The sequence below is a fragment of the Parvularcula lutaonensis genome, from assembly GCF_014651915.1.
Classification (GTDB): Bacteria; Pseudomonadota; Alphaproteobacteria; order Caulobacterales; family Parvularculaceae; genus Parvularcula; species Parvularcula lutaonensis.
Genome location: NZ_BMXU01000001.1, coordinates 768101 through 793027 on the forward strand (window position 1 = coordinate 768101; position 24927 = coordinate 793027).

The 24927-nt window shown below is 63.9% G+C and carries 25 protein-coding genes; 12 read left to right on the forward strand and 13 right to left on the reverse strand.

Annotation, left to right across the window (positions count from 1 at the left end; genetic code table 11):
* Positions 1-3: 3 nt before the first annotated feature.
* Positions 4-1356: an amidohydrolase gene (locus IE053_RS03610; protein ID WP_189571929.1), complete on the reverse strand. Its 1353-nt coding sequence runs from the start codon at positions 1354-1356 to the stop codon at positions 4-6.
* Between the two features lie 209 nt (positions 1357-1565).
* Here IE053_RS03610 and IE053_RS03615 point away from each other — a divergent pair, with 209 nt between their 5' ends.
* Positions 1566-2345 carry a hypothetical protein gene (locus tag IE053_RS03615; protein ID WP_189571933.1) on the forward strand — a complete coding sequence of 260 codons (780 nt, stop codon included), beginning with the start codon at positions 1566-1568 and terminating at the stop codon, positions 2343-2345.
* A gap of 16 nt (positions 2346-2361) precedes the next feature.
* On the forward strand, positions 2362-3258 hold the full coding sequence (locus IE053_RS03620; RefSeq protein WP_189571936.1) for a hypothetical protein: 897 nt from the start codon (positions 2362-2364) through the stop codon (positions 3256-3258).
* On the opposite strand, the gene IE053_RS03625 is transcribed toward IE053_RS03620, so the two are convergent.
* Positions 3255-3956: a helix-turn-helix transcriptional regulator gene (locus IE053_RS03625; protein ID WP_189571939.1), complete on the reverse strand. Its 702-nt coding sequence runs from the start codon at positions 3954-3956 to the stop codon at positions 3255-3257. The two genes, IE053_RS03620 and IE053_RS03625, sit on opposite strands and share 4 nt — an antisense overlap.
* Before the next feature lie 425 nt (positions 3957-4381).
* Here IE053_RS03625 and trmFO point away from each other — a divergent pair, with 425 nt between their 5' ends.
* The 6 genes from trmFO (at position 4382) to IE053_RS03655 (ending at position 9307) form a co-directional block, all read left to right on the forward strand.
* A complete protein-coding gene (gene trmFO, locus IE053_RS03630) occupies positions 4382-5773 on the forward strand; it encodes a methylenetetrahydrofolate--tRNA-(uracil(54)-C(5))-methyltransferase (FADH(2)-oxidizing) TrmFO (protein WP_189571942.1) in 1392 nt (463 codons plus the stop codon).
* A 96-nt stretch (positions 5774-5869) separates the two neighbouring features.
* Positions 5870-6556, forward strand: a complete 687-nt coding sequence (locus tag IE053_RS03635) for a type 1 glutamine amidotransferase domain-containing protein (RefSeq protein WP_189571945.1) — start codon at positions 5870-5872, stop codon at positions 6554-6556.
* A gap of 49 nt (positions 6557-6605) precedes the next feature.
* Positions 6606-7316, forward strand: coding sequence for a polyamine aminopropyltransferase (locus IE053_RS03640; protein ID WP_189571948.1), 711 nt, complete (start codon positions 6606-6608; stop codon positions 7314-7316).
* 177 nt (positions 7317-7493) lie between these two features.
* Positions 7494-7796 (forward strand): autorepressor SdpR family transcription factor, encoded by a 303-nt coding sequence (locus IE053_RS03645; RefSeq protein ID WP_189571951.1) that lies wholly within the window; start codon positions 7494-7496, stop codon positions 7794-7796.
* Positions 7793-8362: a hypothetical protein gene (locus tag IE053_RS03650; RefSeq protein ID WP_189571954.1), complete on the forward strand. Its 570-nt coding sequence runs from the start codon at positions 7793-7795 to the stop codon at positions 8360-8362. Before IE053_RS03645 ends, IE053_RS03650 begins: the two co-directional genes overlap by 4 nt.
* A gap of 201 nt (positions 8363-8563) precedes the next feature.
* On the forward strand, positions 8564-9307 hold the full coding sequence (locus tag IE053_RS03655) for a hypothetical protein (RefSeq protein ID WP_189571957.1): 744 nt from the start codon (positions 8564-8566) through the stop codon (positions 9305-9307).
* Here IE053_RS03655 and IE053_RS03660 read toward each other — a convergent pair.
* From IE053_RS03660 to IE053_RS03700, 9 genes are all read right to left on the reverse strand, one after another.
* Positions 9304-10074 (reverse strand): squalene/phytoene synthase family protein, encoded by a 771-nt coding sequence (locus tag IE053_RS03660; protein WP_189571960.1) that lies wholly within the window; start codon positions 10072-10074, stop codon positions 9304-9306. The genes IE053_RS03655 and IE053_RS03660 overlap by 4 nt on opposite strands.
* Positions 10071-11051, reverse strand: a complete 981-nt coding sequence (gene secF, locus IE053_RS03665; protein WP_189571963.1) for a protein translocase subunit SecF — start codon at positions 11049-11051, stop codon at positions 10071-10073. Before secF ends, IE053_RS03660 begins: the two co-directional genes overlap by 4 nt.
* A 10-nt stretch (positions 11052-11061) precedes the next feature.
* Positions 11062-12651: a protein translocase subunit SecD gene (gene secD / locus IE053_RS03670; protein WP_189571966.1), complete on the reverse strand. Its 1590-nt coding sequence runs from the start codon at positions 12649-12651 to the stop codon at positions 11062-11064.
* Between the two features lie 12 nt (positions 12652-12663).
* Positions 12664-13026 (reverse strand): preprotein translocase subunit YajC, encoded by a 363-nt coding sequence (gene yajC, locus IE053_RS03675; protein ID WP_189571969.1) that lies wholly within the window; start codon positions 13024-13026, stop codon positions 12664-12666.
* 48 nt (positions 13027-13074) lie between these two features.
* Complete coding sequence (gene prmC / locus IE053_RS03680) at positions 13075-13932, reverse strand: peptide chain release factor N(5)-glutamine methyltransferase (protein WP_189571972.1); 858 nt, start codon at positions 13930-13932, stop codon at positions 13075-13077.
* Positions 13929-15005: a peptide chain release factor 1 gene (gene prfA / locus IE053_RS03685; protein WP_189571975.1), complete on the reverse strand. Its 1077-nt coding sequence runs from the start codon at positions 15003-15005 to the stop codon at positions 13929-13931. The genes prmC and prfA overlap by 4 nt, the downstream gene beginning before the upstream one ends.
* A 170-nt stretch (positions 15006-15175) precedes the next feature.
* Positions 15176-16375, reverse strand: coding sequence for an SAM-dependent methyltransferase (locus IE053_RS03690; RefSeq protein WP_189571978.1), 1200 nt, complete (start codon positions 16373-16375; stop codon positions 15176-15178).
* A gap of 426 nt (positions 16376-16801) precedes the next feature.
* Positions 16802-17914, reverse strand: coding sequence for a flavodoxin-dependent (E)-4-hydroxy-3-methylbut-2-enyl-diphosphate synthase (gene ispG, locus IE053_RS03695; protein ID WP_189571981.1), 1113 nt, complete (start codon positions 17912-17914; stop codon positions 16802-16804).
* 78 nt (positions 17915-17992) lie between these two features.
* Positions 17993-19006, reverse strand: a complete 1014-nt coding sequence (locus IE053_RS03700) for a TonB family protein (protein ID WP_189571984.1) — start codon at positions 19004-19006, stop codon at positions 17993-17995.
* A 229-nt stretch (positions 19007-19235) separates the two neighbouring features.
* Between IE053_RS03700 and IE053_RS03705 the strand changes: the two genes are divergently transcribed.
* The 3 genes from IE053_RS03705 (at position 19236) to IE053_RS03715 (ending at position 22105) form a co-directional block, all read left to right on the forward strand.
* Positions 19236-19466 carry a sulfurtransferase TusA family protein gene (locus IE053_RS03705; protein WP_189571987.1) on the forward strand — a complete coding sequence of 77 codons (231 nt, stop codon included), beginning with the start codon at positions 19236-19238 and terminating at the stop codon, positions 19464-19466.
* A 114-nt stretch (positions 19467-19580) separates the two neighbouring features.
* Positions 19581-20948: a tetratricopeptide repeat protein gene (locus tag IE053_RS03710; protein WP_189571990.1), complete on the forward strand. Its 1368-nt coding sequence runs from the start codon at positions 19581-19583 to the stop codon at positions 20946-20948.
* Between the two features lie 14 nt (positions 20949-20962).
* Positions 20963-22105 (forward strand): right-handed parallel beta-helix repeat-containing protein, encoded by a 1143-nt coding sequence (locus IE053_RS03715; protein WP_189571993.1) that lies wholly within the window; start codon positions 20963-20965, stop codon positions 22103-22105.
* Between the two features lie 754 nt (positions 22106-22859).
* Here the strand turns inward: IE053_RS03715 and rplA are convergent.
* Both rplA and rplK read right to left on the reverse strand, forming a co-directional pair.
* Complete coding sequence (gene rplA, locus IE053_RS03720; RefSeq protein ID WP_189571996.1) at positions 22860-23561, reverse strand: 50S ribosomal protein L1; 702 nt, start codon at positions 23559-23561, stop codon at positions 22860-22862.
* A 3-nt stretch (positions 23562-23564) separates the two neighbouring features.
* A complete protein-coding gene (rplK, locus tag IE053_RS03725; protein WP_189572000.1) occupies positions 23565-23993 on the reverse strand; it encodes a 50S ribosomal protein L11 in 429 nt (142 codons plus the stop codon).
* Positions 23994-24179: 186 nt separating this feature from the next.
* On the opposite strand from rplK, the gene IE053_RS03730 reads away from it, so the two are divergent.
* Positions 24180-24896 carry a hypothetical protein gene (locus tag IE053_RS03730; protein ID WP_189572003.1) on the forward strand — a complete coding sequence of 239 codons (717 nt, stop codon included), beginning with the start codon at positions 24180-24182 and terminating at the stop codon, positions 24894-24896.
* Positions 24897-24927 lie beyond the last annotated feature (31 nt).

Here is a 24927-nt window from a genome sequence, read left to right on the forward strand (position 1 = left end):
TCCTTACTCCCCCCGGTCCGGATAGCGGTCGCCGGCATAGAACCCGCCGGTCGCATAGCGCCTGTCGTCTTCATCCGAGCGGTCGAAGACCTTCTCGCCTTCGATCCAGGTTTCAAGGACCTTGGTCCTGAGGGCGAAGGGCTCTCCGGACAGCACCACGAAATCCGCATCCTTGCCCGGCGTCAGCGTGCCGACCCGGTCCTCGAGACCCAGCATCACCGCACCATTGACCGTCAGAGCCTGGAGCGCGCCTTCTTCGCTCATCCCCTCACGGATCGCCAGCGCGCCCGTCCTCAGGAAGAACCGCGAGCCGATGATCGGGTCGTCCGTGTGAAGAGCGACCTTCACGCCAGCTTTCTCCATGATGCCCGCGCCCGAAAGCAGCAGGTTCACGGCCTCATGCTTACCGCCCGGCGCGTCGATCATGATGAAGCTCACCGGGATGTCCTTTTCCGCCAGCACGTCCGCCACCTTCCAGGCTTCTGAGCCGTGCTGGATCACCACCGGGAAGCCGAACTCCTCGGACAGCCGCACCACGGTCAGGATATCGTCCGCGCGGTGGGTGTGGTGATGAACGATCCGTTCACCCCGCATCGCTTCGAGCAGGGCTTCCTTGCCTAGGTCCCTGGGCGGAGAGGTGAAATCGTCCTCGTCATCATCGCCGCCGAAGACGCGCTCGATGAAGCCGGGTTCGTCCTCCTCGGGCGGGGTCGCCTTCTCGCCATATTCCTTGGCTTCGAGATAGGCTTTCCGCGCCAGGGCCGTGACGCCCATCCGCGTCGTCGGCGCAGAGCCCCTCCGGCCGTAGCCCTTGGGGTTTTCGCCATTGGCCATCTTCAGGCCGCCGATCTCGCCCTCGATCAGCATCTCGTCCAGCGTGTCGCCGCGATACTTCACGTAAGCCGTCTGTCCACCGATCACATTCCCGGAGCCGGGCATGATGTTCGCCGTCGTGATACCGCCCGATGTCGCCATGCGAATGCCGGGGTCTGCGGGATTGATGGCATCGATCGCGCGAAGCTGCGGCTGAACCGGACCGGAGCGCTCGTTCGAGTCGCTATCCCCGCCCCTCGTGCTGATGCCGACGTGGCTGTGCGTGTCCACCAGTCCGGGGATCACCACCTTGCCCGAGAGGTCTACCGTCTCGGCGTCCTCGGGCACGTCGACGTCGTCAGCCGTGCCGATCTCCGTGATCTTCCCCCCGGAGACCAGCATCACGCCGTCCTCGATCGCCTCGCCGTCCACCGGGTAGATTTTCGCCCCGGTATAGGCCGTCACTTCCTGGGCGCTTGCGAAGGACAACGACAGCGCCGTCCCCACCATCAGGCCGAACGCGGCCCTCTTCACTCCGGGCATAAGCCCTCCCTTGCGATACTCAGCAACGGCTAGCAGCGGGTGCGGTGCGGTAGGAAGGGGGGTGGGCAGTGACTGTGAATCAACCAGCCGAACGCAACGACCTTCTTCGAAACACCGGGATTGATCGCACTTGCTGGCTTCAGAGCTTCGTCTAAGGTCCCGTTCCGAGGGGCTATTCGGGGACCGGGGCAGTGTCGGATGATAACGTGATGGCTGACACGCCGATTGCGCGGCGTGCGTTCATGATGATCGGCGCGAGCCTTCTTCTCGCAATGGGATCGATGGCATCAGGTTTTGAGTGGAGAAGCTTTGGCACCGAGCCGGGCGAACTCCCACTTTCCATCTTTCTCGGCTTGAACGCCCTGACCTTCGTCCTCGCAGGTCAAGTGACGAAGAGAAACCCATTCCTCGCCTTCAACGTGGCTTTCCCGGCATCGATCGCCTGCCTCTTCGTTGGGGGCGCTCCATTTTTCTTAGATTATCCTGAAGGAAGCGAAGCTGCACGGGGAGGTATCACTGGGGAGCACGTCTGGGCGCTCGCGCTTTTCGCTCAGGGCCTGGTGGGCTTCGCTCCGTCATTGGCTATGATCATTTTCAGAAAGCCCGGTCTCGCCCAGGGCTCCGGAATGAGTGTCGATGAAGCGGCCGAGGCGTTCTCGGGAATCGATGAGGACGATCCGCCGACTTTCAGCATGCTGACGCCTTTTGGATACGCGCTGCTCACTCCGGCCGCGATGGTGGCGTTCTGCGTCGGTGCCGCAGGCGTGACCCTGTTGATCGACCGCCAATTCGACGAGATCATACTTCCAGCGTCGCAGTACTTGGCTGACTACGCGGAGATTTTTTCTGACGACGCCATCATAATTCTTATCGTGTTCGGGTCGATGGCTTATTTCGCGGCCGGGTGGGATACCGATTCTCTCCGCGAAGCTCCGTTACGCAAAACTCTCAAAATTGGGCACAGCAGCTTCAAGACCGTTCACTGCTGAGGAACGGGAGTTCGTCATGGACGCGGCCGAAAGGGCCGCTGATTGGATCGAAGAGGCTGTCCCGCCGCTCAAAGTCTCGTGGCAAGTCCTGCAGCAGGTTGCGGTCAGTGTACCCCTGCTCGGTTGGCCCATTTTCTTAGCGCTTGATCCGTTCAGCTTCGCCTTCTCCGATTTCTTTGCCGAGCGCCTTTTGACCGAGGAAAGCTTGCTGTTAATCGATGCGCCTGGACCAGGAGACGTCCTCTTCATCCCGGTAGGTCTGGCTACGGGAGGTCTTGCCGCTCTGACCTGGTGGAGCATCCGTTCGGACGAGGCAGCGGCGCTATCCCTTGCCAGCCAGCATGAGGGAATTCATTGCTGCAAGGCCAATCTCGAAACGCTCGGCCGCGAAATCCGCACAAAGACTGTTGATATTCGTCAGCCCTTCGACCCCGCAGCATTCTTCGCTCGTCGCCATAAAGCGTATGCTACCCTTGTCCTGCGCATTTCTATCCCCGTCTTCTTGCTCGGGGTCGTGTTCTTTGGCCTTGAGCGAATGACATACGTCGCGTTCTTCGAAACAAGGATTGAGTTCCGAACGCTGATGAACTTGTCCGCCACGAGCGTGGATTACCGTGATCTGTCCGAGCTAAGTGTCGTGTGCGGCGAGGGAGAGATCGAACCGAGGCTCGCCTGGACGCTCGATGGTCCGAAGGGGGAGGAACTTGGTCCAGCACCATCGCCAGGCGCCGTCCGATCGTTGGCGGAGGAAGACCTGGCAGTCTGGCGTCTGATCGACCGTGCCATCCGAACCGGCGGCGTGCCCTTCAATACCGAACGCTACGACCCTGAGACCTGCCCGGCGGAGCTGGCGGATTTCCTCGGCCCCGACTTGGCCCGCGAGGTGGAACCCCTCTTCACCCCGACCCCCTAAGGCCGGATCAGTCCTGCGGTCAGCGCCTTCGCCACCGCTTCGGGAAGCGTCCTCGCCCCAAGCTTCTGCCGCGCGGTCCTGAGGTGCACACTGACGGTCACTTCCGCCAGCGCCAGCCGGTGCGCGATGTCCGCGACCCGCGAGCCCATTGCGGTAAGGGTGAGACATTCCCGCTCCCGCGCGGTCAAGGCGCTCCAGCCTTGCGCCTCGCCATATATCATCGGCGTGAGCTGCTGCTCGACGGAAAGCAGGAAGGCGACGATTCCCGCGCCGTGGTTCTCCAGCAGCCTGTCGAAACCCTCTGCATCCTCAGAGCTCCAGAGCGCGAAGCCGCTCGCCACTTCCTCCTTCCCGATCCGCGACCAGCGCGGTACGGTCAAGCCACTGACGATCCCGACCTCTGCCTGCTCGTCGAACATCCGGGTCTCCGCGGCGGACATGTCATCATAGAGATCACTGTAGGCCTGTCCGACCTTCAGCATCGCCGGGTCGCGCTCGATCGCGTGCTTCCGCAGGCCGTAATCCGCCTGCGCCAGGTCCTCGGTCTGGTAATAAGCAAACCAGTCCGGATCGACATGGGCGATCCACTGCACGCCGAGCCGCCGGTGAGGCCCGGTTTCGCTCTCCTCCGCCGTGATCAAAGCCGCGGTGTAGGAATGGATGTCATACCGTTCGAGAAACCGAGCAACCGTCTCCACAAGCGCCTCGGCGCTCTCGGCGTCCTGCGCCGCTTGGATCGCATCAAGGACATGCGCATCGAGAATAGCCCGGTCCTCCCGGACCCGATCCTAGCGAGCGCACCGGCGAAAGCAAAAAAGGTGCGCAGTCCACGAGACATCCCACGGCCTTTCAAGGCGCTGGCTCAGGCGAGACTATCGTTTCTGATAATGGAACCGATGCTGGGCTTCCGGTATGAAGAGCTGTCCCTGAGGGGGGACCCTGACACCGGCGGGTTGCTTTCTCACCAGGGCAGCCCGTCGGAAGAGCTGCGTCTTCGGAGTCGGTTCGCGCGCAGCTCGCCAACCTCCGGCGGGTCGCGGCGGCAGAGCGTAACCCGCCCCTCTTTTCCCACGGCACAAGGCCACGCCTTTATTCACAGGTCCGCACCCGCTATCCCCCGGCCATGACAAAGATCCACATCATCGGCGCGGGGCTCGCAGGCTCCGAAGCCGCCTGGCAGGCTGCTGAAGCCGGTGCGCAAGTGACGCTCCACGAGATGCGCGGCGTGCGCGGCACCGAAGCGCACAAGACCGACCACTGCGCGGAACTCGTCTGCTCGAATTCCTTCCGCTCCGACGACCACGAGTACAACGCCGTGGGCCTCCTCCACGAGGAGATGCGCCGCTGCGGCTCGCTGATCCTGCGCGAGGCGGACAGCCACAAGCTCCCCGCCGGCGGCGCGCTGGCCGTGGACCGCGACGGGTTCTCCCAAGCCGTTACCCGCGCGCTGGAGGCGCACCCGAACATCACCATCGTCCGTGAGGAGATCAAGCGCCTGCCGCCCGAGGATTGGGGCCCGACCATCATCGCCACCGGCCCCCTGACCTCCGAAAGCCTCGCGGCGGAGATCCTGAAGCTCACCGGCGAGGACGAACTCGCCTTCTTCGATGCGATCGCCCCGATCGTCTACAAGGACTCGATCGACTTCTCGAAGGCGTGGTTCCAGTCGCGCTACGACAAGGTCGGACCCGGCGGTGACGGAAAGGACTACATCAACCTTCCGCTCGACGAAGATCAGTATAACGCGCTTCTCGATGCGATCATCGAGGGCGAGAAAACCGACTTCAAGGAGTGGGAGAAAGATACCCAGTACTTCGACGGCTGCCTGCCTATCGAAGAGATGGCCCGCCGCGGTCGCGAAACCTTGCGCTTCGGCCCAATGAAACCGGTTGGCCTCACCAACCCGCACAACCCGACCGTGAAACCCTATGCCGTCGTCCAGCTCAGGCAGGATAATGCTCTGGGTACGCTCTATAATATGGTGGGCTTCCAGACCAAACTGAAATACGGGGCGCAGGGCGACGTCCTGCGCATGATCCCGGGGCTGGAAAATGCCCGTTTCGCAAGGCTCGGCGGCATCCACCGCAACACCTTCATCAATTCGCCCAAGCTTCTCGATCGGGAAATGCGCCTCAAGGTGCGTCCCCAGTTCCGCTTCGCTGGCCAGATCACAGGTGTCGAGGGCTATCTCGAGTCAGCCGCGATCGGCCTGCTCACCGGCCGCCTCGCCGCTGCGGAAGCTCTCGGTACGGAAGGCCGCCTGCCCCCACGGACAACCGCGCTCGGCGCCCTCCACCACCACATCACCGAAGGCCACGTCGACGGCGGCAAGGGCAGCTTCCAGCCCATGAACGTCAATTTCGGCCTCTTTCCCGAGATCGAGCAGCCCACCAAGGACGCCGAAGGCAACCGCATCAAGGGCAAGGAGAAGGGCCGTGCAAGGAAGAAAGCCATGACGACGAGGGCGCTGGCAGATCTCGGCGCATGGCTGCAAGGCGATCTCAAGGCGGCCTGAGCGCGTCTCCGACAAGGTCCGATCCTTCATTCTCGCGGGAACGTCCGGCTTCTCGCCCTGTTCGCTCCTCGAAGACTTATTGAAAGGAGCACAGACATGGCGAAAAAGGTTCTCATGGTCCTCACATCGCACGACAAGCTCGGCGATACCGGTGAGAAGACCGGTTTCTGGCTCGAGGAGTTCGCGGCGCCCTATTACGTGCTGAAGGATGCAGGGGTGGAGGTCACCCTCGCCTCGCCCAAGGGCGGGCAGCCTCCCCTAGACCCGAAAAGCGACAGCGAAGACGCCCAGACCGACGCCACCCGGCGGTTCAAGAGTGACGAGGAAGCCCAGAAGCGCCTCACCAACACGGTAAAGCTGTCCGAAGTATCGGCCGACGATTTTGACGCCGTCTTCTACCCCGGTGGCCACGGCCCCCTCTGGGACCTCCACAATGACGAGAAATCGATCGAGCTGATCGAGACTTTCTGGGAGAGCGGCAAGCCCGTCGCCGCAGTCTGCCATGCGCCGACCGTCCTTCTCAATGCGAAGGACAAGGACGGTGCGCCCCTGGTCCGCAACCGCAAGGTCACCGGCTTTTCCAACAGCGAGGAAGAAGCCGTCGGCCTCAGCGATGTCGTGCCGCATCTTGTCGAGGACGCCCTCAAGGAAAAGGGTGGCCTTTACGCCAAGGCGGGCGACTTCGAGCCCTTCGTGCTGGAGGACGGCCACCTCATCACTGGCCAGAACCCGGCATCGTCCGAACCTGCAGCGAAGGCGCTCCTGAAGCAGCTTGGCCTTTGACCTCAGGCGGCGCGGTTGACGAAACCGCGCCGCGCGCCCACGCGAAGGGATGGCTTCCCTCTTCGAAGAACTCGATTACGCGGCGACGCCCATCGGTCCGATCACCCTGCGCCGCCGTTTCGACCCGACGCTGCGAAAAGACGTCTTCGAAGTGAAGCTCGGCGAGGAGTTCCTGATGTCGAGTGCCTACACGGCGTCGGAGGTCGCGCTCTCGAAACTCGCGCTCGATCGCCTCGAAGGCGAGAACCTCGACATTCTCGTGGCGGGGCTGGGCCTCGGTTACACCGCCAAGACCGCCCTCGATGACCCCAAAACGGGCAAGCTCCTGATCGTGGAGTATCTCGAGCCGGTCATCGACTGGCACCGCAGGGGGCTTCTGCCGATGGGTACAGCCATCCCCGGCGATCCGCGCACGGAGTTCGTTCTCGGAGACTTCTTCAGGCTCGTAGAGGGGCAGCGCTTTGGCTCAGCCTCCGGCCCACAGAGCCTCGACGCCATCCTTGTCGACATCGACCACTCCCCTGAAGCCCTCCTCTCAGACCACAGCAGGCCGTTCTACTCCAAGGAAAGCCTCGAAAGGCTCAGCACCATGCTCCGCCCCGGCGGCATTTTCGGTCTGTGGTCAGACGACCCACCAGACGAGCGCTTCACGCAGATCCTCGAAGCATCCTTCGGCAGCGCCACCGCCGAGCCCGTCACCATCGAACGCCCCCTCGCAGGCACCCCGATCATCCAGACGGTCTACCTCGCTCAGACCTGACCCCGTAGGGCGGATTGCGAAGCCATCCGCCGTCCGATCTTTCCAGCAGCGCAGCGCGAGGGCCCACTGCGGTTGGCTCTGCAATCCGCCCTACGCGCCCGCGACCTCTCATCGCCGAACAACGGGACTGCGACCGCCCATTGACTCACGTTTCGACGTTTATCTAAACATCAAAACATGAGCACGGTCTTCAAAGCCCTCTCGGACCCCACAAGGCGGAAAGTTCTCGAGCTTCTCCGCAAGGGCCCGATGTCCGCAGGGGACCTCGCGGACCACTTCTCAGTGTCCAAGGCGACCATGTCCTCGCACTTCGCGGTCCTCCGCGAGGCGGGCCTCGTCGTCTCGGAGAAGGACGGCAAGCAGGTCATCTACCACCTGCGCCTCACCGTCCTCGAAGACGCGCTCTTCGAATTCACCCGCCTCTTCGGCTGGAGCCTTGCGCCTGCGGAAGAAAAACCGACAGAGAAGGAGACGCCATGACAACGCCAGGCCGAGCATCCCTTATCGCAGGCGGCATCGTCCTCGCGCTCCTCGCGGCAGGCGTCGTCACGAAGCTCGGTATCGAGGGTGGCGACGGCGCGGCCCGCCTGGTCACGCTCAGCGCCTTCGGCCTTCTACTGGCCGTCCTCGGCAACCTCGTACCGAAGATCGCTCCGCCTGCGGACGGTGCCTCGGACCTCCGGCAGCGCAGCGCAGGCCGCACCCTCTTCCTGACGGGCCTCGCAGTCCTCGCGACGGCCCTCATCGCCCCGCCTGGCGCAGCCCTGGCAGCAGGTTCAGCCCTCGGCCTCCTCGGCCTCGCCTTCGCAGGCGGAACCATCTTCCTCAGCCGATCCAGAAAGGATCACACCACCATGTCGGAGAAACCATCCCCCATCAGCAGGGCCATCCTCCTCCTCTTCGTAGGCCTCGGAGGCGCCTTCGGGCTCATCATCCTCGACCGCCTCTTCGGCGACCAGGTCGCGCAGTGGAGCGCTGTCGTCTGGGTCCTGATCCTCGGCTTTGTCGCCGCGGCGACAACCACCGGCCTCCTCGGCAGGCGCTAGAAACCGGCTTCGACGGCTGGCCCCGGCCAGCGAGCCCCAGTCCAGCCGCCTCAGAGGCGCGACAACCGACCCGGCCTGACTCGCAGGACCGTAGGGCGGGAGGCCAAGCCATCCGCCACCGCACTTCTCAATTCACCGCCGCTGCAGAACACTGCAAGAACATTCTTGATGTTCTTTTTCTGTTCCCTTAGTCTCCGCACCATGCAAGCGCCACTGACCTTCGCCGTCGACAACCGCCTTCCGGAGATCCTCGAACGGGTGCTCCAGCTTCTGCCCAAGCAGCGCCCGGTCGCGGACACCAATCCGCTGGACCAGTTGCTCTACGGCGTCGTGGCCCAGGGGCTTTCGTCCGCTGGTGCCACGGCCTGCTTCCGACGGGTGAAAGAGCGTTTCCCCAGCTTCGTGTCCCTGCGCGATGCCGAACCCGAGACTCTCCGCAGCCTGATGGTGGGGGTGCCGTCCGCGGCACTCAAGGCCGCCGCGATCCCGGACATCCTCCGGCTGATCGAGGAGGCTTTCGGCAGTCTTTCCCTCGAGCCGCTGTCCCGGCTCGACCAGGAGCTGGCCTTGCGCTTTCTCACCCGCCTGCCTCGGGTGACCGAAGAGATCGCCGTGTCGGTGCTCCGTTTCACGGGCACCGACCGGCTGGTCCTTCACATAGACAGGGATGTCGCGCGGCCCCTCCGCCGCCTCGGCCTCGCCGAGCCCGGCGCGCCGCTCTCCGCCCTGCCGCGTCAGTTGATCGAGCGCTCACCGGTCGCGTGGCGCTCAGAGGATTTCGCAGCCCTCAGCCGCGGTCTCACCCGCGTTGCTGATCGCTTCTGCCACCAGGGTCGGCCCGATTGCTCGAGCTGCCCGCTGGCGAGCCTCTGTCCGGCTGCGGAGAAAACCGAAGGGAAAGTCGTCACCTTCCCCTTTGGCAAGCGAAAGGCCAGCCTCGCCTAGGCCCTGCCCGTCAGGACACCGCGAAGGATCGCCAGCTTCTGGCCCAGCGGATTCTTGATGCGGATCACCCGCTCGCCTTGCGCCTTCGTCAGGCGCAGCGGCAGCGCCGGCAGCGGAAGCTCCTTATCCCGACGGCTTGCGCGGTAGGATAGAATGGCCTGTGCCAACTCCGCTTCCAGGGTCTTGCTCCGCCCCAAGGCACGCGAGAACCGGCGCGCGGGCGGCTCCACACCGTCCTCGCCAGGCAGGGCGTCGCCGTCGGGCGCGCTGCGGCTGAGCGCGTGAAGGACGAGGCCATCGCCGCCGCCGGGCGTCCCTGCAAGCGCGCCGAGCGTTTCAGCCAGCGCGCCATAAACCGGACGCCGCACCTCAAGCGCTGCCTCGATCGAGCTGTCGGTGCCGTGGGAAAGGAAAGCCTCCATCCCGTCGATCACCTGCTCCAGCCTGGCGCGAAGCTCGACATGCGGACGAAGCGTCGTCGCCAGCGCCCCGACCCCCGGATGCTCGCGCACAGCGCCATCGCTGAACACCTCGTCCAGCGCCTCGCGCCACCATTGGAGCCTGATCCGCCCGAGCATGCCATTTGACACCCGCCCCGGCGCGCCGATCGCCTCGGCGGCAAAAGCGAGGACGGCCAGCCAACCGCCCCGTGCCTCGTCGGGCACATAAGGAAGAACAAGAGCCCAGTCCGGCTCAAACGCCTCCACCTGCGCGAGCAGGTAGGAGGCATCCTGAGGATCGAGCGGAGAAAACCCCTCCGGCTTCACGGCCGGGCGTCGGCCGTGGCCGGCGTCTTGTTCTCCGACCAATCCCGCTTCACCCCCGTCGAGACGAGCAGCGGCGCCGCGATGAACACGGTCGAATAGGTGCCGACCAGCACGCCCCAGATCAGCGCAAAGCTGAACCCGCGGAGGACCTCGCCGCCAAACAGGAACAGCGAAACCACCGCCAGGAGGGTCGTCAACGAGGTCATGATCGTCCGCCCGAGGGTCTGGTTGATCGACAGGTTGATCACGTCACGCAAGGGCATCGCCTTGTACTTGCGCAGGTTCTCCCGGATCCGGTCGTAAATGACGACCGTGTCGTTCATCGAATAGCCGATGATCGTCAGCAGCGCCGCGATGATGGCCAGCGTGAACTCGAACTGCGTGACGCAGAACACGCCGATGGTCAGGATGACGTCGTGGGTCAGGGCGAGGATCGCGCCGATCGAGAACTGCCACTCGAAGCGGAACCAGATATAGGCGAGCATGAGCAGGATCGCGACGACCAGCGCGGTGACCCCGGCCTGAACCAGCTCCCCGGAGACCGTCGGCGTCACCGAGTCCACCCGGCGCATCTCGATGTCGGCTCCGAGGGCTTGGCGCAGGGCTTCCTGCACTTCGCCGGCGACGGCGGCCTGCCGTTCCTGGCCACCCTGCTCTTCAGTGATCGCCTCGACCGCGACCACAATGCCATCCGCGGCGCCAGCGGTTCCGCCGATCGACTGCACCTGCACATCGCCAAGGCCAAGGGCTCCCACGGCGCTGCGCGCGGCGCTCAGGCTCTGGTCATCGAAGGTCTCGCCGGGTGGCGGCCCCACCTCGACAGTCACCCCGCCGCGGAAGTCGATGCCGAAATTGAGGCCCAAGGTGAAAAAGGCCGTGATCGAACCAATGATCGCCAGCGCGCTGATGACCTGCGCAATGCGACGGTACTTGATGAAGTCGATCTTCGTGTCGGACGGGATCAGCTGAAGTGCCATGCCAGCCTCCTCAAATCGCCAGCGTCTTCGGGCGGGCCTTGAGGACGTAATGGCCGGCGAAGATGCGGGTGATGACAAATGCAGTGAAAACGGAGGTGACGACGCCGATACCCAGCGTCACGGCGAAGCCGCGCACTGGCCCGGAGCCCAGCATGAACATGATGAACGCCGCGATCAGCGTCGTCAGGTTCGCGTCGATGATCGCTGACAGCGCATTGCGGTAGCCTGACTCGACGGCCGCCACCGGCCCTTTGCCGCTGGCCAGTTCCTCGCGGATCCGTTCGAAGATCAGCACGTTGGCGTCGACCGCCATGCCGATGGTCAGAACGATCCCCGCAATACCGGGAAGCGTCAGGGTCGCCCCAAGGAGCGACAGGGCGCCCGCGATCAGCAGGACATTGGCGAGAAGCGCGATGTCTGCGTAGATTCCGAACCGGCCATAGGTCACCGCCATGTAGATGATGACCAGGCCAAAACCGATCAGCAACGCGATCGTTCCCGCACGGACCGAGTCCGCGCCCAAGTTCGCGCCGACCGTCCGCTGGTCGAGAACCGTCAGCGGTGCAGGGAGCGCGCCCGACTTGATGAGAATCGCGAGCTCATTCGCTTCTTCAGGCGTGAACCGGCCGGTGATGCGGCCCGAACCGCCCAGGATCGGCGTCTGGATCGTCGGTGCCGAGATGATCTCGTCATCGAGGACGATGGCGAAGCGACGGCCAAGATTTTCACGCGTCACGTCGGCGAAGCGGCGTTGGCCCCGCGCGTCGAAGGCGAAGTTCACCTGGAAGCCGCCGCCGTCGGTGTTCGGCGTCGCCGACGCATCGGTAATCATGTCGCCGGTGATGTCAGCGGTTTCAAACAGCGCGAGCTGGCCGCCCGTATCGACATTGGGAAGCACGATCCGCCGCGGCGGGATGCGCCCTGCCGCGATATCGCTCGGGGAAACCGTGTCATCGACCATGTGGAAGGTCAGCTGGCCCGTTCGTCCGATCACGGACTTGAGGCGTTCGCTGTCGCCATCGCCCGGCACCTGCACCACGAGGCGGTCTTCGCCCTGGCGCTGGATCTGCGGCTCGGTCGTGCCGAGCGCGTCGATGCGGTTACGGACGGCGGTGATGGACGAGGTCACGGCATCGTCAATATAGAAGTCCTTCGCTTCTTCCGTCAGCGTGATCGAGAGGCGGCGATTGGCCTCGTCGGCGATGATCCGGGTGTCGCGGCCCGGCGCACCGGGTAGCGGGCGCGACAAGCGGCGCAGCCGTTGCTCGGCAGCCTTGAAGTCCTGCCCTTCCGGAATACGCATGGTGATCATGTCGCCTTCGCGGCGCAGCTCGGCAAAACGGATGCGCGGATTGGCGGTCCTGAATTGCCGGGTCACCTCACCGCGCAGGTTGTCGATCCGCGCGTCGATGACTTCCTCCGTACCCACACCGAGCAGGAGATAGGAGCCACCCTGCAGGTCGAGGCCCAGGGTCACGCCCGTGTCCGGAAAGCCGGGCACCGGTTTGTCCTTCGGGAAGAAGTTGGGAACCGTGACGTAGGCAGCGAGGGCTATCAGCACCGCGATGCCGATGATCTGCCAGCGGTTGAAGCGAAGCAAAGCGCTGCTCCCTTAGCTTTTCGTGTCGTTGGCAACCTCGGCCGGCTCGCCCTTGACGCGCACGTCGGCGAGAGTGGCCTTGATCACCTGGACCTCGACACCATCGGCGAGCTTGACGGTCACTTCGGGTCCATCGGAGACCTTGGTCACCTTGCCGACCAGGCCGCCGGCGGTAACGACAGTGTCGCCGCGCTTCACGCCTTCGACCATCTGCTGGTGCTTCTTCCGGGCCTGCTGCTGGGGCCGGATCAAGAGGAAGTAGAAGATCACGAAGATCAGAAGGAACGGGATCATCTGCGCGATAAGGCTGGGGGCGCCGGGGGCACCGGCATCCTGGGCTGCGGCCGTGCCGATGAAGAAGGTCAGAGCAAGCATGAGGCGGGCTTTCGTTGTGTGAGAAAGATCGTTTCGGATCAGCGAGGGCTATAAGCTGCCCTTGGGGCGGACCGCAACCATCCGCGGGTGTCCCGCAGCGTCCTGTTTCGTCCCGACATCCCTGCCGGGCAGTGCATCGCGGTAGATCGCCTCGGCGCTCTCGCCCTGGTCATGGCCGATTTCGATGAAGGCGGACCCCGAAGGCGCGAGCATGTTGGCGATGACCTGGGCCACTTCGCGGTGGGCGTCGAGGCCGTCTTCGCCGCTGAAAAGCGCTTCCTGAGGTTCGTGATGCGCGACGCTGACAGGCAGCTCTGTGCCTCTGGGAATATAGGGCGGGTTCGAGAGGATCAGGTCAAAGAGCTGCCCGCGCAGCATCACAGGCGCTTCGGAAAAGCGCATCTTCTGCAGCTCCGATCGGTCAGCGACGCGCAGGGCCTGCCTGTTCCGCTCCGCGATCAGGAGTGCCTCACCGCTGGCATCGATTCCGATACCGGTCGCCTCGGGGATCTCGAGCAGTGCGGAGAAGAGAAGACAGCCCGAGCCTGTCCCGAGGTCCAAAATTCGCCGGGCATGGAGGTGCTGGCACGCATCGATCAACATTTCGGTCTCGGGCCGCGGGATGAGCACGCCCGGCCCCACCGAGAAGTCGCGGCCATAAAATTCCTGCCGCCGCGTGATGTAGGCGACCGGCTCTCCTTCCCGCCGCCGCTTCAGATAGCCCGCATAGCGGTCGAGCACGTCGTCCGGCACGACATCGTTCCCATGGGCGATCAGCGCTGCGTGGTCGTAGCCTGAGGCCAGCATCATCAGGACCCGCGCGTCGAGGTCAGGGGTCGGCGACTCCCTCAGCCGCCGCCGCCCGCGCGCCAGCGCATGGGCGTAGGTCTCTTTGCGGAACATCATGATGGGTCGTCGTTCATCGCAGCCAGCCTCTCCGTCTGGTCCTGCAAGATCAGTGCATCGATGAGTTCATCAAGGGCCTCCCCGGCAATGATCTTGTCGAGCTTGTGGAGCGTCAGGCCAATCCGGTGGTCCGTCACCCGGCTCTGCGGGAAGTTGTAGGTGCGGATCCGCTCCGAGCGGTCGCCCGAGCCGACCTGGCTCTTGCGGTCTGCGGAGCGCTCGGCGTCGATCCGGGCCCGCTCGGCGTCATAGAGCCGGGCGCGGAGGACCTTCATCGCCTTTTCGCGGTTCTTGTGCTGCGATTTCTCGTCCTGCTGGCTGACCACGACCCCCGTGGGCAGGTGCGTGATGCGCACGGCGGAGTCCGTCGTGTTCACGGACTGGCCGCCGGGACCGGATGCGCGGAAAACATCGATCCTGAGATCACCTTCATTGATCTGGATGTCGACATCCTCGGGCTCCGGCAGGACGGCGACCGTCGCAGCCGAGGTGTGGATGCGCCCCTGCGTTTCCGTCTCCGGGACCCTCTGCACCCGGTGGACGCCGCTCTCGAATTTCAGGCGGCCGAAGACATTGTCGCCCTGGATCGAGGCCTGGATCTCCTTGTAGCCGCCGACGCCGCTCTCGGAGGCTTCCAGCACCTCGACCTTCCAGCCCTTGTCGGCGGCGTAGCGCTGGTACATCCGGAACAGGTCGCCTGCGAAGAGCGCGGCCTCGTCCCCGCCAGTGCCGGCCCGCACCTCGAGGATGACCGGTGCGTTGTCCGCCTTGTCCTTCGGCAACAGCATGATCTGCAGCCGCTCTTCGAGGGCGGGAATCCGCTCTTTGAGGGTCGCCACCTCCTCCCGCGCCATCTCCGCCATGTCGGCGTCGTCGCCAGCAGCCATCTCCTCGGCGTCTGCCAGCTCCTTCCGGGCCGCCGTCAGTTCCCGCGCCGCATCGGCAATCGGCTTCAGCTCGGCATGCTCCTTGGAGAGCTTGACGATCGCGTCCGCGTCCGAGGCGGTCTGCATCTCTTTTTCGACGGCATCAAATCGGGCGATGACGGCGTCGAGCTTGTCCTGAGGAATCATCCGCTGCGCTTAGAGCGATGCGCACGCGCTGTCAGCACAGGAAACCGGCGTGCTGGCACTCGCGGGTTTGCCACAGTCCGCAGCAGCGGTCGGTGCGAAGCTCCTGAGAGGGTTTTCAGCATCTCCAAGAGCACCGCGGCGGGCGCAGGCCTCGCCCAGCCTTCCGCGGGCTAGGCAGCTTCGGCACCGCTGGCCTCGGGCACCTTGTCCGTATAAAGATAGTCCCGCGTCAGGGGCACCACCTCGCGGCTTGCTGCAAGCTGGAGCTGGAACACAACTTGGTCTCCCGCCGTAAAGGCCGCCTCGGAGCCACAGAGATAGAAGCGCCAGAGCCGCACGAAGTCCTCGCCCTTCTCCCGCTCAATATGATCCGCGTGCTGTTCGAAACGCTCCCGCCAGGCGCGCAGGGTCTTGGCGTAGTGCAGCCGCAGCACCTCGAGATCGGTCAGCCAAAGCCCCGAACTCTCCAGCGGAGAGGCAAGGTCCGACAGCGCCGGAAGGTGCCCGCCGGGGAAGATGTATTTCTTGATCCATGGACTGGTCTGGCGCGGCGGTCCCGCCCTGCCGATGGAATGGACAAGGGCCGCCCCGTCCGGCTCCAGGAGCTGTGCCAGCCGCCGGAAATAGACCGGCAGGTCCCGCGGGCCGACATGCTCCAGCATACCCACGGACACCACCCGGTCGAAACGCTCCTCGATCTCACGGTAATCCGTAAGCAGAAAACGGACCCGACCGGAAAGGCCCGCACGCTCTGCGCGCGCCTCGGCGTGAGCAAGCTGGCTCGGCGACAGCGTGATGCCCGTCACCTCCGCGCCATAGTCCCGAGCCAGGGTCAGCGCCATGCCACCCCAGCCGCAACCGACATCGAGCACGCGCATCCCCGGCTTGATCAACAGCTTCTCGGCAATGTGCCGCTTCTTGGCCTCCTGCGCCTCCTCCAGCGTACGCACGCCAGGTCCCCAGTAGGCGCAGGAATATTGCAGGTCCTCGTCGAGGAAGAGCCGGTAGAAGTCGTTGCCGAGATCATAATGATGCTCGACATTGTGCCGGGAGGTTTCGGGCGGGTTCCGCCAACGGCTGAATCGCCTCGTCGGAGCACTCGGTCCGCCTCTCGGAGGCAGGAGCGCTTCGATCACTTCGACCAGCTCGCCGCGCAACAGCTCGATCTTGCCTTCCGTGTACAGCTCACCGAAGGCTAACGGCGGGTTCAGGCATAGCCGCCGCGCCGCGTCCTTGCCGTGGAGGGCAACCTCGAACGGTGTCTCCGCTCCCGTCGACGGGCGCAGAACGCGACCGCTCGGAAGATGAACAGTGAACAGATGGCCCGCGGCTTCACGCCGGATGGCGCGGGCGAGAAACACTTCCCACATAACGCACCGGTCTTCTATCGCACTTCGTTTGACCACATCAGCCTACCCATAGGCTTGTGTTGAATCAAATCCGAAGAACTCGCTGGTTGCAGTAGGTTTTATTCATGAATGCGTGAGCGAAAGCGCGATGAAGGTGATAAAGACACGGACCGCGCAGCTCAGGTCACAACCGGCAGCGTCGTGACCGACGGCACGTGTCCAGCCCCCGCGGCGAACATGCCGACGCGCCCGAAGTTCTACCCGTCTCCGCAGAAGTCGCAGCGCCAAGACGGCCTGGCGACATGGTTTGTTCTACCGCCGGCAGGACGGTGAATGATCGGCATTGATGGAGAGAGACGCGCGACCGATCCAACCGGCTCTGATTGCCCGCGATCGTGCCAAACGCGACATCGAGCTCCGCAGCAGGACCGTCATCCCCTGAAGGGACTATTCCGCAGCGGTCTGCGCGGCTTCGATCTCGGCTGCTTTCTCTTCACACAGAGCAACCAGCTTGTCGATCATGTCCTCGTTCTTGAGCTTCGAGGCCGGGACACCACCAAGATAAAGCATACCTGCCTCTGCGCCGCCGCCGGTGAAACCGATATCGGTCTCCCGCGCTTCGCCGGGGCCGTTCACGACACATCCGATCACGGACAACGACATCGGCGTCGAGATATGGCTGAGGCGCTTCTCGAGCTTCTCCACCGTGCGGATGACATCGAAGCCCTGCCGCGCGCAGGACGGGCAGGAAATGACGTTCACGCCGCGATGCCGGAGGCCGAGCGATTTCAGGATGTCGAAGCCGACGCGGATTTCTTCTTCCGGCTCGGCCGAGAGCGACACGCGAATCGTATCGCCGATGCCTGCCCAGAGCAGGTTGCCCAGGCCGATCGAGCTCTTGATCGTCCCCGACATCAGGCCACCTGCCTCGGTGATCCCGAGGTGCAGCGGCGCTTCCGTCGCTTCGGCCAGGGCATGGTAGGCGGCGACGGTCAGGAAGACATCCGACGCCTTCACCGAGATCTTGTAATCCTGGAAGTCGTGCTCCTCGAGGATGTTGGCATGATAGAGCGCGCTTTCCACCATCGCCTCGGGACATGGCTCGCCATACTGCTCGAGCAGGTGCTTTTCCAAGGAGCCGCCATTGACGCCGATGCGCATCGAGCAGCCGTGGTCCTTCGCGGCCTGCACCACCTCGGCCACCCGCTCCTTCGAGCCGATATTACCGGGGTTGATGCGCAGGCAGGCCGCACCGTTCATCGCGGCCTCGATGCCGCGCTTATAGTGGAAATGGATGTCGGCCACGATCGGCACCGGAGAATGCTTGGTGATCTCCTTCATCGCGGCGGTGGAGTCTTCGTTCGGGCAGGAGACGCGGATGATGTCCGCTCCGGCCTCCGCGATGCGCTCGATCTGCTCGAGGGTCGCCTTGGCGTCCGCGGTGTCAGTGTTGGTCATCGACTGGACCGCGATCGGGGCATCGCCGCCGACGGGAACGTTGCCGACCATGATCTGACGGGACTTGCGCCGCTCGATGTCTCTCCAAGGACGAACACTCATGCCGGATGGTCCTGCTGCCGCTTTCGCCCACAGTTAGGCCGCGCCGCCCTATTCCTCAACGGAAGAAAACCTGCCGCGTCAGTAGGGCCTGTCGAAGGAGAAGCGGGTGACCTGCCGCGCATTGTCCGCCGTCACGGTCGCCGGGTCGTAGCGCCAGCGCGTCAGCGCCGCCAGCGCCGCTCCGTTGAAGCACGGGTTGGTCGACGAGGTGATTCGCGGATTGATCGGCCTTCCCCGGCTCGAAACGGTGAAGGCCACGGTGACCGTCTCGATCTCGGCGGCCGCCGCCTCGCAAAGGGGCGGATAAACCGGATCAACGGCCACGAGACGACGGAGTTCCAAGGCTTCGGCGACCGGTTCTTCCTCTACCGGCACGGCCTGGTCGGCGGGTGCCGTCTCGGAAATGCCAACCTCCCCAGCGGCCGCATCCACCGCCGCAGCCATATCGGCACCCCCGGAGGGCCCGTCTTCGGCGACAGGCTCGTCGGCCGGGGCGGTGCCGTCCTCCACAGGCTCTTCGACCACGGTTTCGGTGACACCGACAGGCTCGTTCGCCGGGACGATCACAGCCGTCGCCGTGTCATCCTTGGTGAACGCAAAGCGGGACGAATCATCCGGCGTCTCGGGCGCAGCAGAAATCAGAAGCTTCCACGCGGCAAAGAGGACAAGTCCGAGGATCGCAAACAACGCGAGGAAGCTCAGCTCCCGTCCTCCTTCGGCGTCCCCTTCCCTGCGCACCGGCTTGATCCCCGGCGCGAAATCCCGGCGTTCGTAACCGGCCTGCTGACGGAAACGGTCCATCAGCGCCTCTTCGGGCAGCGCCACTTCCCGCGCATAGGCGCGCACGAAACCCATCGTATAGGGCTGCGAAGGCAGGCGCTCGATCGCCATCTCTTCGATCGCCTCGATATGGGAAGGTTTGATGTTCGTCCGGGCGGCGACATCGGCGATCGTCAGTTTCAACGCCTCCCGCGCCGCGCGCAGCATGCCGCCTGCGGTGTTGAGGGCGCTATCCGCTTCGGCGGCGCGCTTCTGGCGCTCGTCGTCGAGAGCGACGACATCGGCAACCGACTGCATGTCTGCCTGGCCCATCGAAACTTCCTTCCAGCGTAACCCGATACGCCCTCACGCAAAAGGGCGATCGGGCGGGTTCTTTCCCAGCCCCCGACAACCGATGCGAGAAATGTGCCGCGCCGGAGGCTTCGCCCTGAACCGCGAAACCTCCGCGCGCCCGAGAGTTCCCGCGCCTCGCAGGCTTGTTCGCCCTCCCCTCCAGTCTTGTTCCTTCCCAATTCCGCCGATCCGCCCCATCAAGGGACGGATGAACGAATTTCTCGACCTGCGAGGGCTTAGATGCCCGATTCCGGTGATCAAACTCGAAGCAGCGATGCGGAAATTGTCACCAGGCCAGCAAATCCGTGTCGCCGCGGATGATCCGCTGGCGAAAATCGACCTTCCCCATGCCGCCCAGGAGGCCGGAATGGCCTGTGAACCGTTGCCTTCAGAGCACCCCGGCAGCTTCGAATTCAGGATAATTGCGCCCGGTCGGTGAAAAGAGTGGCCGAAGGGGATGGGCGTTGGGGTAAAGAACTGTTAATACGTTCAACCAGCGACTCCTGTCCCAAGGTGGACAGAAGTGAAGGGCCAAGGCTTGGGGAGCTTGAACATGACGGCGTGGCGCAAGATTCAGGGGTTGGGAATCGCGACCATTGCTTCGGCATTGGCGCTGAGTGTCGCCCCCGCAGCGGCTGATTACGAGAACGCACTGGCGACGTATTTGTCGGCCAAGGACAGCGACGTCCGGGCTAATGCGGTGATTGGGGCGATCGACCTGTGGCAGAAATCGGCGCTGGCCGGTGATGTCCGGTCGGCGCGGATTCTCGGTGACCTCTACAGCTACCAGGACCTCCTGCCAGGCACGGCGGACATGCTGCCCGAAGACACGGGCGTCGTGCCGAACGACAAGGTCGAGGCGCTGGCGTGGTACATCATCGCCGCGACCCACGACTTCAAAGACTACCAGCAGTTCAACCCGACGCCTGACGCGATCGCCGCCAAGACCGTGGCCCAGCGCCGAATCCCCGAGCTTCGCATGCAGATGACCGATGCGGCCGTCGCTGGCGCCGAAGCCCGTGTCGAACAGTTGCTCGGTGGCGGTTCGGGCTTTGACCTGCTGCGTCTCGGCAAGATGCGGGCGGCGGGCAACGGCCTCGCCAAGGATAATATCGAGGCACTCAAATATCTCTATCTCGCCCGTGGCCGCGGTCGTGGCGCGAACCTCGAAGCGACCCGCCTGATCGAAAATCTCGAAGGCCTCATGGTCCGCAGCAGCGTGGAAGCCGCCGAGAAGCGCGCCGAAAGCTGGCAGCCGCCGCTGCCCGAAACCTATGCCGCCCTGACCCAGAGCGAGCGGAACGACGGCCAGCGCCTGACCGCACTCCAGTACCAGGAGCTGCGCGACAACCTCGAAGAGCTCAACCGACAGTTCAAAGGCAATGACGAAGTCATCGAAAAAGCCCTGCAAGCGCTCGGCTACTACTACGATGACGATAATGACGGGAAGCTCGAAAAGAACGAGAAGATGAACGCCATCAAGCGTTTCCAGACCTCGCTCTTCGTTGACCGCCGGGACAGCGACCGTCGGGGAGAGCCCCTCTCCGATGAAGAGCGCGCAATGGCCAAGGACATCGCCACCGGGACGCTGACCGACCTGCAGACTGTCGAGCTGATGCGCCAGGCTGCCAACCGCGGCCACGCGCCGTCGCAGCACATCTACGGCGTCATGCTCGGCCGCGGCATCGGCGTCCGCAAGAACGGTCAGGAAGCGATCGAAATGCTCCGCGCTTCGGCCGACCAGAACTATCCGCTGGCCCATTACTCCGCCGGCATTTTCTTCGTCGAGGGGATCACCGCCGAACAGCCGCTCCGCCCGAGTGTGCGCGAGGCGTGCTACCACTTCGCCACTGCTGTGGCACTCGAACCGGGCTACAAGCCGGCTTCGGATGCCCAGAAGCTTTACTGCACGTTCGACTAAGGGGACGGATGACCATGGGTAGGAACATCACGACCAAGGCCCTTCTCGCTGGCGCAGCGCTGGCCTTCGCCTTCCCGTCCGTAGCGGCGGCGCAGATCGGTGGCTTCGACACCGAGATCAAGAAAGAGAAGAAAGCGGCGAAGCCGAAAAAACAGGACATCGTCTATGTTTCGGTCGATCCGCGGCATCCCGGACCGAAATCGGTTTCCGACGCCCTCGATGTGGTCAAGGAAGGCGGCGAGATCATCGTCCACCCCGGCGTCTACCGGCCTGAGAACATCAAGCTAAGGAAGACAGTCAGCATCCGCGGCATCCGCGATGATTACGGCAAGGCCCCGACGCTGACCGCCTCGGGCGGCTGCCTCTCGGTCTCCCGCGTCGATGTGCAAGCCCGGGTCAGCGACCTCGTTTTCCGCGCCTCGGACCAGACCTGCATCTCCGTGACGAAGGGAAGCCTCGAGCTGATTGACAGCGAAATCCGCGGCAAACACGCAGGCTACGGCTACCAGCCGCAGTCGGACCACCTTCGTCCGTTCAACGAGGCGGCTGCGATCGGTGCGCGATCTGCCCTCGTCTCGATCAAGGGTGGCCGGGTGCGGATCGCCAACTCCGTCATTACAGGCGGTGAGACTGGCGTGAAGATCAGCCCCGTCGCCAGCGGCAACGGGTTCGAGCATGTCGAACTGCAGAACAACGTCATCTCTCAGATGATCGGCGCGGGCGTCGTCATGACGGGGAGTGTCGATGCGACGCTCGCCAACAACACGATCGTCAACAACCAGATGAGCGGTATCGTCTACTCGGCCGAAGGTCATGCGCGTCTGGTTGGCAACATCATCTCCAACAACGCCTATAACGGGCTCTATGTCTCCGCGGCCGGCGACGCGATCTCGATCGAGCGCAACAAGATCCACGGCAACACCGAGGACGGCATCGAAGTGCGTTCAGGCACGGCGATCCTCGTCGGCAATGAGATCGGCGAGCATAATGGCTGCCGCGTGAACCGGAACGCCTTCGCCGAGGGTACCAGCGGCCACCTCGCCAAGCCGCCGATCACGCTCCTCGCGGACCTTCAAGGCGTGAACACGTTCGATGCTTCGGCCACCTGCAAGCAGAAGCCGAAGAAGAAGCAGCGTTCCGGCCGTCGCACCCGCTAGGACTGTTCTTCAGCGCCCGAGGCAGCATGGAACGGATGGCGGATGTGCCCGAAGGGGTGCCTTCCGTTCGCCATTCCTGACGCCAATCGCGCGTTTCTAGCCCTTTCTTGTCATTCCGGCGCCTCGCGCAGCAGGAGCTCGGAATCCAAACGGTGCCGCCCATGGGTCCCGGGCCCGTTCTGCCGAGTGCCCTGGGATGACAGCCCATAAGGCGCTTCCCACGGCCAGGCCGTCGGGAGGGTCAGGACAGAAACCCCCGCACGCTCCAGCCAACATACCCTGACCGTCCTCACTGCTGTTCAGGACAATCCGGGTTCGTCACGGTTTGGCAGCAGGGCGGTGTTCCTCGACGCTACGGATGACAACCCTTGGGCGCTGGACGAGGGCTTAAGGTGCTCTGTGGGCCCCTTGCAGAAAAACACCGGGAGCGGACGCGAAAGGACCGCCTACAGATTATACGAGAAGCGAACCTTCGCGTCCGTTCCGTTACCTGCTCGCCGCTGTCCTCAAACAGCGAAGCGATAGGACAGACGAAAGGTCCTCAAACAGCGAAGCGATAGGACAGACGAAAGGTCCTCAAACAGCGAAGCGATAGGACAGACGAAAACCACAACCACCCACGGGTGGCTCAACCTGCTGCCTGTCAGCTCGAAGAGCCAGCCCGGGACCCTTGGCGTGGTCTTTCCCGGAGCGCCGGGCACAAAAAAGCCCGCGCCGGAGCGCGGGCTTTTTCAGCTTACTGAAAAGCTGGAACTCATGCAGTGCCGAGGGCGTCCTGCGGGTCGATCTTCACGCCCGGACCCATGGTCGAGCTGAGAGCGATTTTCTTGATGTAGGTGCCTTTGGCGCCGGAAGGACGAGCCTTCTGAATCGCATCAATCATGGCCCTGACGTTCTCGGCGATCTTCTGGGTGTCGAAGCTGGCCTTGCCCACACCGGCGTGGACGATGCCGTTCTTCTCCACACGGAACTGGACCGCGCCGCCCTTGGCGTCTTCGACGGCCTTGGCGACATTCGGGGTCACCGTGCCGACCTTCGGGTTCGGCATCAGGCCGCGCGGGCCGAGCTGCTTACCGAGGCGGCCGACGAGCGGCATCATGTCCGGGGTCGCGATCAGGCGATCGAAGTCCATCTTGCCGGCCTGGATCTCTTCCATGAGATCCTCGGCGCCGACGATATCGGCACCAGCAGCCTTGGCTTCTTCAGCCTTGGCATCACGGGCGAAGACAGCGACGCGGACGTTCTTGCCCGTGCCGTGTGGCAGCGAGGCCACGCCGCGGACCATCTGGTCGGCGTAGCGGGGGTCAACGCCCAGGTTCACGGCAAGTTCGATCGTTTCGTCGAACTTCGCCGTCGCCCGTTCTTTCACGGCGGCGGCGGCTTCTTCGACGGTGTGGAGCTTCTCGCGGTCGAGACCTTCGAGATTCTTGGCAACGCGCTTTGCAAGTTTCACCACGGCTTAGCCCTCCACCTTCAGGCCCATCGACCGAGCCGAACCGGCGATGATTTTCGCTGCCTGCTCGATGGTGTTGGCATTGAGATCGGCCATCTTGGCTTCGGCGATCTCTTCAAGCTGTTTCTGGGTGATCGTACCGGCAACCTCGCGGCCCGGAGTCTGACTTCCCTTTTGCAGCTTCGCTGCCTTTTTGAGGAAGTAGGACGCAGGCGGGGACTTGGTCTCGAACGTGAAGGACTTGTCCGAGTAGATCGTGATGATCGTGGGGATCGGCATCCCCTTTTCCTTGTCCTGCGTGGCGGCGTTGAACGCCTTGCAGAACTCCATGATGTTCAGGCCGCGCTGACCGAGAGCGGGACCGATCGGCGGCGACGGGTTCGCCGCCCCTGCGGGCACCTGAAGCTTCAGGTAACCGGCAATCTTCTTTGCCATGGGACACCTCTGTGTTTCGAAGTGAGCGTGGTCAGGGTGGCGCCCTCCCACGCGTAGGAACGCGGCGGATAAGCGAAGAACTGGGGAAAAGCAAGGCTGTCAGAAGCCTCTTCGGTCCGTGACATTTTCACGGCAGACCGGCACCACCGGCGACCAGTTATCCACCCCTCGCATGAGAGCCCTATAATGCGGAATTTCCTTCCCACAGTTGCACTTACCCTTGTGCTGACAGCCTGCACACACATCGACGACCCGGAAATCAGAGTCCCCACAGATTTCTCTGGTGCGGAGACCACGACGCTTGAGATCTCCGGCATCAATGGTTGGCGCAAGGGCACCTTCACCGCCGACGGCTATCGTGGCGCGGCGGACTGGACCGCCAGCCGCACTGGGCTGCTCGGTGGCCTCCGGACCTTCCGCAGTACGGTCTTCGCCACGGTGGAGGCTGAAGGCCTGCCCGAGCTATCCGCCCGGTGCGTTGCCGACGAGGCCGTCATCGCCGGCGAGCTGAAAGGCGTCGATGTCGCCATTCCCCTGAAGGAAGTAGGGCTGCACTGCTCCTTCGCGGAGGCGGGAAATGCCATCGAGGGCACCCTTCTCCTGCGTAAGGACGAGGGCCGTGGTCCGCTCGGCGCTGCAGCGTTCGGTCGAGACGGCCTCGTGCGCTTCGGGGCGAAGACCTGGAAGATCGACTCGATCCACCACCTCGCCACGGCAAGGGTCGGCGTGCCCGGGCCGATCGGCTACAGCCTCACCCGAGGCGATGAGACCCTGGCGGTGATCGACCAGACCGAGCGGAAACCCGAAGTGCAGATGCTGGACAGCCTGACCGATGTGGAGCGTCAGCGGGTCATGCTGACCGCCGTGATCCTCTCGACTTACGTCGATCCGACCGAGTTCTGAGGATGCGACGGGCTGATTCCTTAACAGTTAT